The organism is Yersinia massiliensis CCUG 53443, from assembly GCF_000312485.1.
Classification (GTDB): Bacteria; Pseudomonadota; Gammaproteobacteria; order Enterobacterales; family Enterobacteriaceae; genus Yersinia; species Yersinia massiliensis.
In genome coordinates, this window is sequence record NZ_HE997643.1 from 881,228 (window position 1) to 896,879 (window position 15,652).

The following is a 15,652-nucleotide window of genomic DNA, read 5'->3' on the forward strand; positions in this document are numbered from 1 at the left end:
CCGATAGCTTAAAGTGTCTTAGGGATTTATTAATGCAGAATTTTTTGCCTTTCTCTCGTCCCGCAATTGGTACGGATGAAATTGACGCTGTTGTCAGCGTCCTCGGTTCTGGGTGGATCACCACAGGCCCACAGAATCAGCAATTAGAAACCGATTTTTGTACCGCATTTGGATGCAAACATGCGGTGGCGGTATGTTCTGCCACTGCGGGTATGCACATCACCCTGATGGCATTAGGGATAGGCCCTGGTGATGAAGTCATTACGCCTTCTCAGACGTGGGTTTCGACGCTGAATATGATTGTGCTGCTTGGCGCTGAACCGGTCATGATTGATGTTGATCGCGACACATTAATGGTCAATGCGGCTGAAGTTGAAGCCGCCATTACATCAAAAACTAAAGCCATTATTCCGGTACATTACGCGGGTGCCCCTTGTGATCTTGATCCTTTACGCGCCATAGCTCTGCAACGGGGAATTCCACTCATTGAGGATGCGGCTCACGCTGCTGGTACAAGGTATAAGGATCAATGGATTGGCGAGAAGGGCACGGCTATTTTCTCTTTTCATGCCATCAAAAATATGACGTGCGCGGAAGGGGGCTTAATTGCGACCGATGATGACGAACTCGCCACAAAGGTTCGTCAACTGAAGTTTCATGGCTTAGGCGTCGATGCCTTTGACCGCCAAATTCAAGGCCGTAGCCCACAAGCTGAGGTCATTGAACCAGGCTATAAGTACAATTTATCTGATATTCACGCGGCTATTGCTGTTGTCCAGCTACAACGCTTACCTGAAATCAATGCCCGTCGTCAGGCATTAGTCGCTCGTTATCATGCCGCACTTGCGGGTTCACCTCTGCAACCACTGGCAGTTCCTGATTATTCCCACCAACACGCTTGGCATCTTTTCATGGTTCGCGTGGATAAAGAGCATTGTGGTATTAGCCGGGATTCACTGATGGCCCAGTTGAAAGAGTGTGGGATTGGGACGGGTCTCCATTTCCGCGCGGCACATACCCAAAAGTATTACCGCGAACGTTATCCACATCTACACCTACCGAATACCGAATGGAACTCGGCCAGATTATGCACATTGCCCCTTTTCCCCGACATGCAGGACAGCGATGTTGATCGGGTGGTTGATGCACTCACAACGATTATGGGGCCATACCGTGTCGCAAAATGAAGCAATCAAGAAAGTCTCAATTGTTATCCCTGTTTATAACGAACAAGAGAGCTTGCCAGCGTTAATCGAAAGAACGTCGGCTGCCTGCCAGCATCTGACTCAACCTTACGAAATTATCTTGGTTGATGATGGCAGCAGTGATAGCTCTGGCGATATCCTGACAGCCGCGGCGAATGAGCCTGATAGCTGCATTATTGCTGTTTTACTTAATCGTAATTACGGCCAGCACTCGGCGATTATGGCTGGATTTAATCAAGTCAGCGGCGATTTAGTGATAACACTGGATGCTGATTTGCAAAACCCACCAGAAGAGATCCCCCGGCTAGTGACGGTGGCGGAAGAAGGCTATGACGTGGTTGGCACGGTTCGATCGAACCGTCAGGACTCGCTGTTCCGTAAAACGGCCTCCCGCATGATCAACATGATGATTCAACGCGCCACAGGGAAGTCGATGGGGGACTATGGCTGCATGCTACGGGCATATCGCCGTCATATTGTTGAAGCGATGTTACACTGTCACGAACGCAGTACCTTCATTCCTATCTTGGCAAATACTTTTGCTCGCCGTACCACTGAGATCACTGTCCATCACGCTGAACGTGAGTTTGGCGACTCGAAATACAGCCTGATGAAACTGATCAATTTGATGTATGACCTGATCACCTGCTTGACGACAACGCCTTTGCGCTTGCTCAGCCTAGTGGGCAGCGTCATCGCTCTTTCGGGGTTCACACTCGCCGTCTTGTTAGTGGTTTTACGCTTGGTCTTTGGCCCCGAGTGGGCTGGCGGCGGTGTCTTCACGCTGTTTGCTGTGCTGTTCATGTTCATTGGTGCCCAATTCGTCGGAATGGGGTTACTTGGCGAATATATCGGCCGTATTTATAACGATGTACGTGCACGCCCACGTTACTTTATTCAGAAAGTGGTCGGCGGTGAGCAGACCGAAAATAATCAGGAAGTAGAAAAATGAAAGCGATTGTATTTGCCTATCATGATATTGGCTGTGTAGGACTAAAAGCGCTCGTTGAGGCGGGTTATGATATTCAGGCGGTATTTACCCATACTGATGATCCTAATGAGAATCGCTTTTTCTCGTCAGTCGCGCGAGTCGCCGCTGATTTAGATTTACCGGTATTTGCACCGGAGGATGTTAATCACCCGCTGTGGATTGAACGCATCCAGCAATTGCAGCCTGATATTATTTTCTCTTTCTATTATCGCAATATGCTTTGTGACGATATTTTGTCGTCTGCCCCACGGGGCGCGTTTAATTTACATGGTTCGCTCCTACCGAAATACCGCGGCCGTGCGCCAATCAACTGGGCGTTGGTCAACGGAGAAACTGAAACCGGTGTGACACTGCATCAAATGGTTAGAAAAGCGGATGCTGGCCCCATTGTCGGTCAACATAAGGTCACTATTAGCGATACAGATACCGCAATAACGTTACACGAGAAAATGCGTGAAGCATCCCAAGAGCTGTTACGTGATTTGCTGCCAAAAATGAAAGGCACATCACTGCACTTTACTCCTCAGAATGAAGCTGAAGCCAGCTATTATGGGCGTCGCACTGCCGCTGATGGTGAAATTCAGTGGCATAAATCGGCTTTTGCTATCAATAATTTAGTGCGTGCTGTGACGGAACCGTATCCCGGTGCTTTCAGCTATCTGGGGCAACGTAAATTGATTATTTGGCGTGCCCGCCCGCTGGATATTGCACACGAAAAGCTCCCCGGCACGGTACTCTCCACATCACCACTTGTTGTTGCCTGTGGTGAAGGTGCATTGGAGATTGTCACTGGTCAGGGGGAAAGTGGTCTGTATGTTCAGGGCAACCGTCTCGCATTAGAGATGGGGATCGTGGCTGATGTGCGTTTAGCGAATAAGCCCAGCAAAACATTGAAAAGACGTACGCGGGTGTTGATTCTTGGCGTGAACGGCTTTATTGGTAACCACTTAACCGAACGTTTATTACGCGATGACCAATACGAAGTTTACGGGCTGGATATCGGTTCGGATGCCATTAGCCGCTTCCTCAATAACCCTTATTTCCATTTCGTGGAAGGGGATATCAGTATCCATTCTGAGTGGATCGAGTACCACATCAAAAAATGTGACGTTATCTTGCCATTAGTGGCAATCGCCACGCCTATCGAATATACCCGTAACCCATTGCGTGTGTTTGAATTAGATTTTGAAGAAAACCTGAAAATTGTGCGTGATTGCGTTAAGTACAATAAGCGTATTGTCTTCCCGTCCACGTCTGAAGTTTATGGCATGTGTGACGATAAAGAATTCGATGAGGACACTTCGCGGCTGATTGTTGGCCCTATCAATAAACAGCGTTGGATTTATTCTGTATCCAAACAACTATTAGATCGTGTTATTTGGGCCTACGGCGCGAAAGAAAACTTAAAATTCACCTTGTTCCGTCCTTTCAACTGGATGGGGCCACGGTTGGATAATCTGGATGCAGCACGTATTGGCAGCTCTCGCGCTATTACACAGCTAATTTTGAATTTGGTCGAAGGCTCACCGATTAAGCTGGTTGATGGTGGGGCGCAAAAACGCTGCTTTACCGATATTCATGATGGTATCGAAGCGTTGTTCCGGATTATTGAGAACCATGACGGGTGCTGTGATGGTCAGATAATTAATATCGGCAATCCAACCAATGAAGCGAGTATTCGTGAGCTAGCTGAAATGCTACTGAACAGTTTCGAACAACATGAATTACGTGGTCACTTCCCGCCATTTGCTGGTTTTAAAGATATTGAAAGCAGCGCCTATTATGGGAAAGGTTATCAAGATGTGGAATATCGTACGCCGAGTATTCGTAATGCTCGCCGCATTTTACATTGGCAACCTGAGGTCGCTTTGCAACAGACCGTCGCTGAAACTCTTGATTTCTTCTTGCGTGGCGCGGTACTTGAACAGAGCGAAACTCAAAAGGACGATTATCACGTATGAAGAAAGTTGGCCTGAGGATTGATGTTGATACCTACCGTGGAACCAAGGAAGGCGTACCGTCATTACTGACTGTTTTGGAAAAATACGGGGTTAGCGCCAGTTTCTTCTTCAGTGTTGGGCCGGATAATATGGGGCGCCATTTATGGCGCCTTTTCCGACCGCGCTTTCTGTGGAAAATGCTGCGCTCAAATGCTGCCTCGCTTTATGGTTGGGATATTTTGCTGGCGGGCACGGCTTGGCCAGGTAAAAAAATCGCAAAAGATCTGGGGCCGGTCATGAAAGCGACACTGCAGTCAGGTCATGAGGTCGGTTTACATGCCTGGGACCACCAAGGCTGGCAGGCGCGTGTTGCATCGTGGTCGATGCAGCAACTGACTGAACAAGTACAATTAGGTGTAGATGCTTTACAACACAGCATTCAACAGCCGGTGACTTGTTCTGCCTCTGCGGGGTGGCGGGCAGATGATCGTGTGCTCGCGGTAAAGCAGCCATTTTCTTTTCGCTATAACAGTGATTGCCGGGGCACGCATCCTTTTCGTCCACAATTACCGGATGGCAGCTTAGGCAGCGTACAAATCCCTGTCACGTTACCTACCTATGACGAAGTTGTCGGCAGCGAGGTCCGTGCCGAAGATTTTAATGATTTTATTATTGCTGCTATTTTGCGTGATCAAGGTGTTCCGGTTTATACCATCCATGCAGAAGTTGAAGGTATGTCTCAGGCCGACATGTTTGAGCAGTTATTGCTGCGAGCAAAAAAACAAAATATCCAGTTTTGTCCTCTCAACGAACTTTTACCTGAGAATCTGGATTCATTACCCGTGGGTAAAATTGTACGTGCAGCCTTTCCTGGACGAGAGGGTTGGCTAGGATGTCAGACTGAGATAAAGGGTGTGGGATGAGTGTGTTAAAAAGAAGTGGGGTAGTACTGTTATCGCTATTTTTTGTGCTGGTTTATCTATTACCCGTCAATAGTCGCTTATTTTGGCAACCTGATGAAACACGCTATGCAGAAATAAGCCGTGAAATGTTGCAACGTGGCGATTGGATTGTGCCGCATTTGCTGGGTATTCGGTATTTCGAAAAGCCGATTGCGGGATATTGGTTTAATAATATTAGCCAGTGGATATTCGGTGACACCAATTTTGCCGTTCGTTTTGGTTCAATTTTTAGTACTGCGCTAAGTGCGATATTGGTTTATTGGTTAGCCAATTTGTTATGGCGTAATCGCTCGACATCCGTATTAGCAACATTAATTTATCTCTCTATGTTGTTGGTGTTTAGTATTGGGACTTATGCAGTTCTTGACCCCATGATTTCATTGTGGCTCACCGCGTCGATGGTCTGCTTTTATCTCACGTTAAGAGCAACAACCTCAGCACAGAAAGTCGGGGCCTATTTGTTGCTTGGCCTTGCCTGCGCGATGGGGTTCATGACCAAGGGCTTTCTGGCGTTGGCCATTCCCGTCATTTCTGTGCTGCCGATTGTCATACAGCAAAAACGAGTCAAAGAACTGCTTATTTTTGGCCCACTGGCGATACTGAGTGCGGTACTACTCAGCCTGCCATGGGCCTTGGCGATTGCCCAACGCGAACCCGATTTTTGGCATTACTTCTTCTGGGTTGAACATATTCAACGGTTTGCCGAGCAAGATGCGCAACATAAGGCGCCAATCTGGTATTACCTACCGATTCTATGTCTTGGTGTTTTACCGTGGTTGGGATTATTGCCAGGTGCGCTTCTCAAAGGGTGGCGTGAACGCGTTACGCGACCAGAATTGTTCTTTTTACTCAGTTGGGTACTGATGCCATTTCTATTTTTTAGTGTGGCAAAAGGTAAATTACCGACCTATATCTTGCCATGCATGGCACCGCTTTCATTGCTAATGGCGGCCTACGCGACAGATTGCGCAAATAGTCTGCGCATGCGAGCATTAAAAATAAACGGCATGATAAACCTCGTCTTTGGGGTGGTCTGTGCATTAGCCGTCTTAGTGATTGGCGTAGGGCTAGTCAATCACTTGGTGGCTTATGGGCCGCAAGAAAACCTCAAAGTGGCTCTAGGTGTGCTTTCCTTTGCTGGATGGGGGCTGGTGGGGTTCATTACGTTGCGCCATAACGCCCGTCACTGGCGCTGGGCAGCGGCATGTCCATTGCTGTTCATTCTGCTGGTTGCTTACCTTATCCCGCAGCAGGTGATTGATAGCAAACAGCCACAAAGTTTTATTCAGAATAATATCGATGAGCTAAAGGGGAGTCGCTATGTTCTCACTGATAGTGTGGGTGTTGCCGCAGGATTAGCATGGGAACTGAAACGTAGCGATATCCTGATGTTCAATGAGAAGGGCGAGTTAAAGTATGGGTTGAACTACGCTGACAGCCAAGATCAATTCGTCAGTGGTGAAGAGTTCAGCCAATGGCTGGCGCATGCAAGGCAACAAGGTGACGTATCGCTAGTGGTACAAATGTCTCGCGAGGGGGAAATTCCTGCTAATTTACCTGCGGCAGATAAGGTTAACTTGATGAATCGGTTGGCTCTTTTGTGGTACAAAAAATCACAATGACAAGCTACCTGCTTTTGGTCATGGTCAGCTTATTGACCTGTGCGGGCCAGTTGTGTCAAAAACAAGCTGCGCAATGTTGGGAGCAGTCTCATGAAACGAGGCTGGCTCTGACATTGCGTTGGCTTGCTTTGGCCGTGTTATTACTCGGTTTGGGGATGTTGCTGTGGCTACGTTTACTGCAACATCTGCCGCTGAGTGTCGCTTATCCGTTACTCAGTTTTAACTTCGTGTTGGTCACACTGGCTGCGCAGCTTTTTTATGGCGAAAAGGCAACGCTTCGCCATTGGTTGGGAATCGCTGCCATTATGTTTGGCATTCTGTTAATAAGTTGGCATTGATGAAAGGTTATCTGTGGGGAATCGGCAGTGTGGTATTGGTGACGGTAGCCCAATTAATGCTGAAATGGGGCATGATGCACACACCATTGATGTCTTTGGCTGATATCAATGCGGAGTTCTTAGCGCGTCATCTTACACAATTATTCGCAGTGACCTTGGGGCTGACAGGGTATGCTTTCTCAATGATGTGCTGGTTTTTTGCCTTAAAATACTTGCCTCTCAATCGTGCTTACCCGCTACTCAGTCTCAGCTACGCACTGGTTTATTTGGCCGCGGTGTTACTGCCTTGGTTCAATGAGCCTGCAACGCTACTGAAAACGATCGGGGCAGGTTTCATTCTATTGGGCATCTGGTTGGTCAATTCAAAACCGCTCAAAGTCGATTAAAGCCATTATCTCATTCATATAACTTGTTTTTTCCGCACTCGATAGCTAAATTAGCCCTAATGATGCCTGTTGCTAGCCAGATGTCCCGCCGTATATCTCGTTGTCCGGTGAATTGGCTGAGCCCTTACCCTTGGTGGAATATCGATGCGGATGCGTTTCTGGATCTTTCTGGTCAGCATGATTCTAGCCGGTTGTAGCAGCCATGCTCCGACACCAAGTGGTCATTTGTCTGATTCTATTGTAGTGGTTGCCAAACTGAACGAGCAACTGCGTCAATGGGAAGGCACGCCTTATCGTAATGGTGGATTGGATCAGCGCGGCGTTGATTGCTCTGGATTTGTTTACCGTACGTTCCGCGATCGTTTTGATATGCAATTACCCCGCACGACAGTGGCGCAAACCACACTCGGGACGAAAGTCTCTCGTGATGAGTTGATGCCCGGCGATTTAGTCTTTTTCAAAACTGGTAGTGGTCAGAATGGCTTACATGTCGGTATTTACGATACCAATGATGAATTCATTCACGCCTCAACCAGTAAAGGCGTTATTCGCTCATCGCTAGAAAATGTGTACTGGAAACGTGTCTACTGGCAAGCGCGCCGTATCTAAGTAGGATATTGAATCGATAGGCTGAACCTGAAGATATCGGCACGGGTTATGTTATCTTAGTGGCTGCCTATTTTGGTTCGGAGCCGCGTTTATGTCATCCCTTCGCTTACTCATTTCTGACTCTTATGACCCTTGGTTTAATTTAGCGGTAGAAGAGTGTATTTTCCGCCAAATGTCCCCAGATCAGCGGGTACTTTTTTTGTGGAGAAACGCGAATACCGTGGTCATCGGACGCGCCCAGAATCCGTGGAAAGAGTGCAATACTCGGCGTATGGAGCAAGATGGCGTGAAGTTGGCGCGTCGTAGCAGTGGCGGCGGGGCCGTCTTTCATGACTTGGGCAATACCTGTTTTACCTTTATGGCGGGTAAACCGGAATACGATAAAACCATATCCACTCAAATTATTCTCAATGCACTGTCCTCATTGGGCATTCAAGCAACGGTTTCCGGCCGTAATGACCTCGTGGTGATCAAAGAAGATGGCGAGCGTAAAGTGTCGGGTTCAGCTTATAAAGAAACCAAAGATCGAGGCTTCCATCATGGCACACTATTGCTGAGTGCTGATCTCAACCGTTTGGCTGATTACCTCAATCCCGATCCAAAAAAATTGCAGGCGAAAGGGATTACCTCGGTACGTTCTCGAGTCACCAACTTAGTGGAGCTGTTACCGGGGATCGACCACCAGCAAATTTGTGCAGCCATTGAACAGTCATTCTTCGATTATTACGATGAGACAGTCGCCGCAGAAATTATCTCGCCACAAGCTTTGCCTGACCTACCAGGTTTCACTGAGCAATTTGCCAAACAGAGCAGTTGGGCATGGAATTTCGGTCAGGCGCCAGCTTTTAGCCATTTGGTCGATACCCGCTTTGCTTGGGGCGGAATTGAGCTACATTTTGATGTATTACAGGGCGCAATCGATCGCTGTCAAATCTTTACTGACAGTTTGAATCCAGCACCATTGGAGGCATTGGCAGAACGCTTGCAAGGTGTGGCATATCAGCCGGATGCCATTCACGCTGTATGTGAACAATTAAGCGATGATTTCCCTGAGTCGCAATCTGAGTTACAGCAAGTTCGCCACTGGTTGGTGGAGGTATTACGGTAATGGCCTCAGATAATATTTCTAGCTCGAATAACACGCCCGAGTTCGATAATGCCCCACAATTTAATAACAGCTATGCACATCAATTGCAGGGTTTTTATACGCCACTAACCCCCACGCCATTAAAAGGCGCGCGGTTGCTCTATCATAGTGAGCCATTGGCGCAAGAACTGGGGTTAGATGCCAGTTGGTTTAGTGGCCCCAAAGCGACTATATGGTCGGGCGATGCGGTTTTACCCGGTATGGACCCGTTGGCGCAAGTCTACAGTGGTCACCAATTTGGTATGTGGGCGGGCCAGTTGGGTGATGGACGCGGTATCTTGCTGGGGGAGCAGCAACTCAGTGATGGCCGCAGCATGGATTGGCATTTGAAAGGTGCGGGTCTAACCCCCTATTCGCGAATGGGAGATGGCCGCGCCGTGTTGCGTTCTGTGGTCAGAGAGTTTTTGGCCTCAGAAGCCCTGCACCATTTGGGGATACCGACCACCCGAGCATTGACCATCGTCACCAGTAATCATCCTGTTTATCGCGAGCAACCAGAGCGCGGTGCGATGCTATTGCGGGTGGCTGAAAGCCATGTGCGTTTCGGCCATTTCGAGCATTTTTATTATCGGCAACAACCTGAGCAGGTTAAGCAACTTGCTGACTACGTTATTGCTCGCCATTGGCCGCAGTGGGTAGGGCAATCAGAGGTTTATCTATTGTGGTTTACCGACGTCGTCAAACGCACTGCGCGTTTAATGGCCCACTGGCAAACCGTCGGTTTTGCCCATGGTGTGATGAATACCGATAATATGTCGATTCTGGGTATCACTATGGATTATGGCCCATTCGGTTTTCTTGATGACTATGTCCCTGGTTATATCTGCAACCATTCCGATCACCAAGGTCGATATGCGTTCGATAATCAACCCGCTGTTGCGCTATGGAACTTGCATCGATTAGGTCAAGCGCTGTCTGGCTTGATGTCAGTACAGCAATTAGAGTTGGCACTAGAGGCATATGAGCCGGAGCTTATGGCCGCTTATGGTCAACAGATGCGTGCTAAGTTGGGCTTTACTGAAAAAACCGACCAAGATAATGATGTGTTGACGGAATTATTGAGTTTAATGATCAAAGAAGGTCGCGATTATACACGCACGTTCCGGTTGTTGAGCGAGGTTGAAGTCAATTCGGCGCAATCGCCATTGCGGGATGATTTTGTTGATAGAGCTAGCTTTGACAGTTGGTACAAACGCTATCGTTCACGTTTGAAACAAGAATCGGCAGAGGATGCTCAGCGTCAGTTGCTCATGAAAGCCGTGAATCCAAAGTATATATTGCGCAATTATTTGGCTCAGCACGCGATTGAGCACGCTGAAAAAGAGGATATACAGCCATTACAGCGTTTACATCAGGCGTTGCAGCAACCTTTCAAAGATCAACCTGAGTTTGATGACCTTGCTGCTTTACCGCCCGATTGGGGAAAGCATCTGGAAATCTCTTGCTCAAGCTAATATTCGCTAACGCTACACACTTCAGATGACTAAATGCAGTGATATGACTTAATACAGTGATAGAACAGAAGCTTATTGAGGGACCCATTGGGCCTTTTGTTCTGCTCTATCACTGCGCGAGTTAAAATCGGCTACTAACAGCATCGGCCAGTAAGCTCAATAGTTGCTCGGTATCGGCCCAATTCAGGCATGGGTCAGTGATAGATTGCCCATAGGTCAGCGGTTGTCCGGCAATGATTTTCTGCGTTCCTTCGATCAGGAAGCTTTCGGCCATCACTCCGACGATAGCGGTTGAGCCGTTGCGGATCTGCTGACCGACATCGGCAGCAACTTCCAGTTGGCGACGGTGCATTTTCTGGCAATTACCGTGGCTGAAATCCACCACCAAGTGCTCTGGCAAATCAAACTCACGTAAGCTGTCACAAGCGGCTGCGATATCTGATGCGCCATAGTTAGGGGTTTTACCGCCACGCATAATGATGTGCCCGTGAGGATTCCCGCTAGTTTGGTAAATTGTCATTTGGCCATTTTTATCCGGCGATAAAAACATATGGCTGGCTTGAGCGGCGCGGATAGCATCAATGGCAATGCGAGTATTGCCGTCAGTGCCATTTTTGAAGCCGACAGGGCAAGAGAGCGCAGAGGCCATTTCTCGGTGAATTTGGCTTTCAGTGGTCCGCGCACCAATTGCGCCCCAACTGATCAGGTCGGCGATGTACTGACCGGTCACCATATCCAAGAATTCAGTTGCGGTCGGTAGCCCAATTTCATTAACTGCCAGCAACAAGCGACGTGCCATCTCAATACCAAGATTGACCTGACAAGAACCATCAAGAGCAGGGTCAGAAATCAGTCCTTTCCAGCCCACCACGGTGCGAGGTTTCTCGAAGTAGGTGCGCATAACGATTTCGAGGCTGTCTTGATAACGCTCACGCAATACATTCAAGCGAGTAGCATAATCAATAGCAGCATCAAGGTCATGAATCGAACAAGGGCCAACGACGACTAACAGGCGTGGATCTTCACCGGTGAGTATTTTCTCGATCCGTTTACGTGACGCTGTCACGTTATCTGCAATGGCCTCAGAGATCGGCAACTTTTCCGCCAGTTGTAATGGCGTAACTAAGCTGTCGATGCGCGCGGTCCGCAGTTCATCTGTTTTGTGCATGGAAAGTCTCTAAATCTGTTCTTCTCTGCGGCAGGAATACCGGGAAGTGATGGCGATCACAATAAACCAAAACTCGATGAATTCAACCGCCTTCCTGCTATTAATACGAATTTTTATAAAATAAATCGTAAATAATAAATTTGGCAAATAATCAATCAGAACATCCGGCGGCTTAGCCCCAAAATATCCAAAATTTTGGTAGAGATCTCTTCGACAGAGTAGTTGGTAGAATTCAGATAGCGAATCTGATTTTTGCGAAATAATGCCTCTACTTCGCCCACTTCCATCCGGCATTGGCGCAGTGATGCGTAACGGCTATTTTCTCGTCGTTCTTCGCGAATAGCTGCCAGACGCTCAGGGTTAATCGTCAGGCCAAATAATTTGTGCTGAAAGGGTTTTAGTGCGGCAGGAAGTTGCAAATTATCCATATCATCGGCGATAAATGGATAGTTGGCGGCACGAATACCAAATTGCATGGCTAAATAGAGGCTGGTGGGGGTTTTACCGCAGCGAGAAACACCCAATAAAATCACCTGTGCTTGGTCGAGATTACGTAAAGAAATGCCATCATCGTGGGCCAGGGCATAATCGATAGCGGCTATCCGGGCATCATATTTGCTGAGATTACTTTCGGTTAAACCATGGGTGCGATTAAGTACCGGTTGTGGTGAGACACCGAGTTCACTCTGGAGTGGTGCAACTAAGGCCTGCACGATATCTTGGCAAAACCCCTCACTGCGCTGAATGAGTTCCCGCACATCAGGGCTGATTATCGAATAAAACACCAGTGGTCTGACGCCGGTTTGTTGGTAAATATCATTAATTTTTTGGCAAACCTCTTGTGCTCTGGCCGCACTTTCAACAAATGGCAACGTAAAGGTGGTGGCTTTAACCGGAAATTGTGACAAAACGGCATGCCCCAGAACTTCTGCGGTAATAGCTGTCCCATCCGAAATATAAAACACACTTCTCTCCACGCGGACTCCTCGATATTTTGCTGTTGGGATAAATGACCTTCCTTAAAAGACCATCATTGTGCAAGTTTAGCGCAATCAGTGTGCCTTATTCGGCAACACGGTAAAGTGTTTGCTGCCAAAATCACCCAAAAATAACTTTTCTTGTTGGCTTGATCGATTCACCTGTCCATGGGGTATGGATGATTATGCTAGTCTAAAACATATCCTTCGTCCTTGACGCTGCAGGGGTGTTAGCGGCACGCACTCACCCGAATCACTTACTGCCGTTGGCCCTATTGAATAGGTGTTCATCGGGATTCGTTTGTTTGCTGCCTACCTGCCACGTCAATGACATTGGGTGTTGCTGATTTATCAGCTGCGGTAATCACGATTTGTCCCCTACAGACGGTATCGTCACTATAAACAATGTAAAAAGGATTGTTTCGATGTCCAACAACGGCCTAAACCTGTGTAATGTGCTTTGGTACAACCAGCTTGGCATGCAAGATGTTGATCGGGTTGGCGGCAAGAATGCCTCCCTGGGTGAAATGATAACCAACCTTTCTGAACTGGGTGTTTCGGTACCCAATGGTTTTGCCACAACCGCTCAGGCGTTTAATGACTTTCTGGAGCAAAGCGGTGTTAACCAACGTATCTATCAACTGTTGGACCAAACTGACGTTGATGATATCGCGGCATTAGCCAAAGCCGGCGCACAGATTCGTCAATGGGTCATTGAGACGCCATTCCATCCTGAATTCGAACAATCCATACATCAAGCCTATCAGCAGTTAGCCGACGGTGAACCAGAGGCGTCTTTCGCTGTGCGCTCATCGGCAACCGCCGAAGATATGCCGGATGCTTCTTTTGCGGGTCAGCAAGAAACCTTCCTTAATGTGCAGGGAATTGATGCGGTGATGATTGCCATCAAGCATGTTTTCGCTTCACTGTTTAACGACCGTGCCATCTCTTATCGTGTGCATCAGGGTTACGACCACCGTGGCGTGGCGCTATCTGCGGGTGTACAACGCATGGTGCGCTCAGACCTCGCTTCTTCCGGTGTGATGTTTACCATTGATACTGAGTCAGGTTTTGATCAGGTGGTATTTATCACCGCGGCACATGGTTTAGGCGAAATGGTGGTGCAGGGGGCAGTAAACCCAGATGAGTTCTACGTCCACAAACCGACATTGCGCAATAATAAGCCTGCAATTGTGCGCCGAAATATGGGATCGAAAAAGATTCGCATGGTCTATGCCGATAGCCAGGAGCATGGTAAGCAGGTACAGATAGAAGACGTACCAGAGGCGCAACGCAATCGTTTCGCTCTTAGCGACGATGAAGTCGAAGCACTGGCGCGGCAGGCATTGTTGATCGAAGAGCATTATGGTCGCCCGATGGACATCGAGTGGGCCAAAGATGGTCATAATGGCAAACTGTATATTGTGCAGGCGCGTCCCGAAACGGTGCGTTCCAACGAGCAAGTGATGGAACGTTACCAGTTGAATCATCACAGCAATGTGTTGGTCGAAGGGCGAGCAATAGGCCACCGTATTGGGGCTGGGCCAGTTAAGGTCATTCATGATATCAGTGAGATGGATCGCATTCAGGTTGGTGATGTGCTGGTGACGGACATGACTGACCCTGATTGGGAACCGATCATGAAAAAAGCAGCGGCCATTGTTACTAACCGTGGCGGTCGTACCTGCCATGCGGCAATTATTGCCCGTGAGTTAGGCATTCCTGCTGTTGTGGGTTGTGGCAATGCCACAGACTTGCTGAAAGAGGGGCAGAATGTCACGGTTTCCTGCGCTGAAGGGGATACGGGCTACGTGTATCACGAGTTACTCGACTTCTCAATTCAAAGCTCGCAGGTCACTGAGCTGCCAGATTTACCCCTCAAAATAATGATGAACGTTGGTAATCCAGACCGCGCGTTTGACTTTGCCCGCTTGCCGAATGAGGGCGTAGGTTTGGCGCGTTTGGAATTTATTATCAACCGTATGATTGGTGTGCACCCGAAAGCGCTGCTTGAGTTCGACAAGCAAGAACCAGCCATTCAGACTGAAATCAAAACGTTAATGAATGGCTATGACGATCCGGTTGAGTTTTATGTGGGCCGTCTGACAGAAGGAATTTCAACGTTAGGGGCGGCATTCTGGCCTAAACGTGTGATTGTGCGTTTGTCAGATTTCAAGTCTAACGAGTACGCAAATCTCGTGGGCGGTGAAGCCTATGAACCCCATGAAGAGAATCCGATGTTGGGCTTCCGTGGCGCAGGGCGTTATGTCGCAGACAGTTTCCGCGATTGTTTCGCGCTGGAGTGCGAAGCCGTTAAACGGGTGCGCAATGTGATGGGGTTGACCAACGTCGAAGTGATGGTGCCATTTGTTCGTACTGTGGCGCAGGCAGAGGCTGTTGTGGCTGAATTAGCGCGCCAAGGGCTGAAACGTGGTGAAAATGGTTTGAAGCTCATTATGATGTGCGAAATTCCGTCTAATGCGCTGTTAGCCGACCAGTTCTTAGCGCATTTTGATGGTTTTTCAATTGGCTCAAACGATATGACTCAACTGACGTTGGGGCTAGATCGCGATTCAGGCGTGGTATCTGAGTTGTTTGATGAACGTAATGAGGCAGTCAAGGCTCTGTTATCAATGGCGATTCAGGCGGCAAAACGACAAGATAAATATGTCGGTATCTGCGGCCAAGGCCCGTCGGACCATGAAGACTTTGCGTTATGGTTGATGGAGCAAGGGATTGACAGTTTATCCCTTAACCCTGATACCGTCGTGCAAACGTGGTTGAGTTTGGCGCAACAAACTAAGCCGCAACAAACGAAGCACTGATTAATCACTGTGCTATCCGTTATCTAAC

13 protein-coding genes are annotated in these 15,652 nt (G+C 48.2%); 11 read left to right on the forward strand and 2 right to left on the reverse strand.

Going from position 1 to position 15,652, the window contains the following annotated elements; all coding sequences use genetic code 11:
- Positions 1-32: 32 nt before the first annotated feature.
- From arnB to BN68_RS04025, 10 genes are all read left to right on the forward strand, one after another.
- Positions 33-1,187 carry a UDP-4-amino-4-deoxy-L-arabinose aminotransferase gene (gene arnB, locus BN68_RS03980; RefSeq protein ID WP_019209859.1) on the forward strand — a complete coding sequence of 385 codons (1,155 nt, stop codon included), beginning with the start codon at positions 33-35 and terminating at the stop codon, positions 1,185-1,187.
- Positions 1,174-2,157 carry an undecaprenyl-phosphate 4-deoxy-4-formamido-L-arabinose transferase gene (gene arnC, locus BN68_RS03985; protein WP_019209860.1) on the forward strand — a complete coding sequence of 328 codons (984 nt, stop codon included), beginning with the start codon at positions 1,174-1,176 and terminating at the stop codon, positions 2,155-2,157. The genes arnB and arnC overlap by 14 nt, the downstream gene beginning before the upstream one ends.
- Complete coding sequence (gene arnA / locus BN68_RS03990; protein ID WP_019209861.1) at positions 2,154-4,157, forward strand: bifunctional UDP-4-amino-4-deoxy-L-arabinose formyltransferase/UDP-glucuronic acid oxidase ArnA; 2,004 nt, start codon at positions 2,154-2,156, stop codon at positions 4,155-4,157. Before arnC ends, arnA begins: the two co-directional genes overlap by 4 nt.
- A complete protein-coding gene (gene arnD / locus BN68_RS03995; RefSeq protein WP_019209862.1) occupies positions 4,154-5,059 on the forward strand; it encodes a 4-deoxy-4-formamido-L-arabinose-phosphoundecaprenol deformylase in 906 nt (301 codons plus the stop codon). Before arnA ends, arnD begins: the two co-directional genes overlap by 4 nt.
- Positions 5,056-6,720 (forward strand): lipid IV(A) 4-amino-4-deoxy-L-arabinosyltransferase, encoded by a 1,665-nt coding sequence (gene arnT / locus BN68_RS04000; protein ID WP_019209863.1) that lies wholly within the window; start codon positions 5,056-5,058, stop codon positions 6,718-6,720. The genes arnD and arnT overlap by 4 nt, the downstream gene beginning before the upstream one ends.
- The gene (gene arnE, locus BN68_RS04005; RefSeq protein WP_019209864.1) at positions 6,717-7,058 is read left to right on the forward strand and encodes a 4-amino-4-deoxy-L-arabinose-phosphoundecaprenol flippase subunit ArnE; all 342 of its coding nucleotides are present in this window, start codon (positions 6,717-6,719) and stop codon (positions 7,056-7,058) included. The genes arnT and arnE overlap by 4 nt, the downstream gene beginning before the upstream one ends.
- Complete coding sequence (gene arnF, locus BN68_RS04010) at positions 7,058-7,444, forward strand: 4-amino-4-deoxy-L-arabinose-phosphoundecaprenol flippase subunit ArnF (RefSeq protein WP_019209865.1); 387 nt, start codon at positions 7,058-7,060, stop codon at positions 7,442-7,444. Before arnE ends, arnF begins: the two co-directional genes overlap by 1 nt.
- Positions 7,445-7,588: 144 nt before the next feature.
- The gene (locus BN68_RS04015; protein ID WP_019209866.1) at positions 7,589-8,053 is read left to right on the forward strand and encodes an NlpC/P60 family protein; all 465 of its coding nucleotides are present in this window, start codon (positions 7,589-7,591) and stop codon (positions 8,051-8,053) included.
- 91 nt (positions 8,054-8,144) lie between these two features.
- Entirely contained in the window at positions 8,145-9,161 is a 1,017-nt protein-coding gene (locus BN68_RS04020) for a lipoate--protein ligase A (protein WP_042806391.1), read from the forward strand.
- Positions 9,161-10,654, forward strand: a complete 1,494-nt coding sequence (locus BN68_RS04025) for a protein adenylyltransferase SelO (RefSeq protein ID WP_019209868.1) — start codon at positions 9,161-9,163, stop codon at positions 10,652-10,654. Before BN68_RS04020 ends, BN68_RS04025 begins: the two co-directional genes overlap by 1 nt.
- A 121-nt stretch (positions 10,655-10,775) precedes the next feature.
- Here the strand turns inward: BN68_RS04025 and BN68_RS04030 are convergent, their stop codons facing one another.
- A complete protein-coding gene (locus BN68_RS04030; RefSeq protein ID WP_019209869.1) occupies positions 10,776-11,822 on the reverse strand; it encodes a 3-deoxy-7-phosphoheptulonate synthase in 1,047 nt (348 codons plus the stop codon).
- A 155-nt stretch (positions 11,823-11,977) separates the two neighbouring features.
- Positions 11,978-12,799, reverse strand: coding sequence for a posphoenolpyruvate synthetase regulatory kinase/phosphorylase PpsR (gene ppsR, locus BN68_RS04035; RefSeq protein ID WP_042806392.1), 822 nt, complete (start codon positions 12,797-12,799; stop codon positions 11,978-11,980).
- 425 nt (positions 12,800-13,224) lie between these two features.
- Between ppsR and ppsA the strand changes: the two genes are divergently transcribed.
- A complete protein-coding gene (ppsA, locus tag BN68_RS04040; RefSeq protein WP_019209871.1) occupies positions 13,225-15,624 on the forward strand; it encodes a phosphoenolpyruvate synthase in 2,400 nt (799 codons plus the stop codon).
- Positions 15,625-15,652 lie beyond the last annotated feature (28 nt).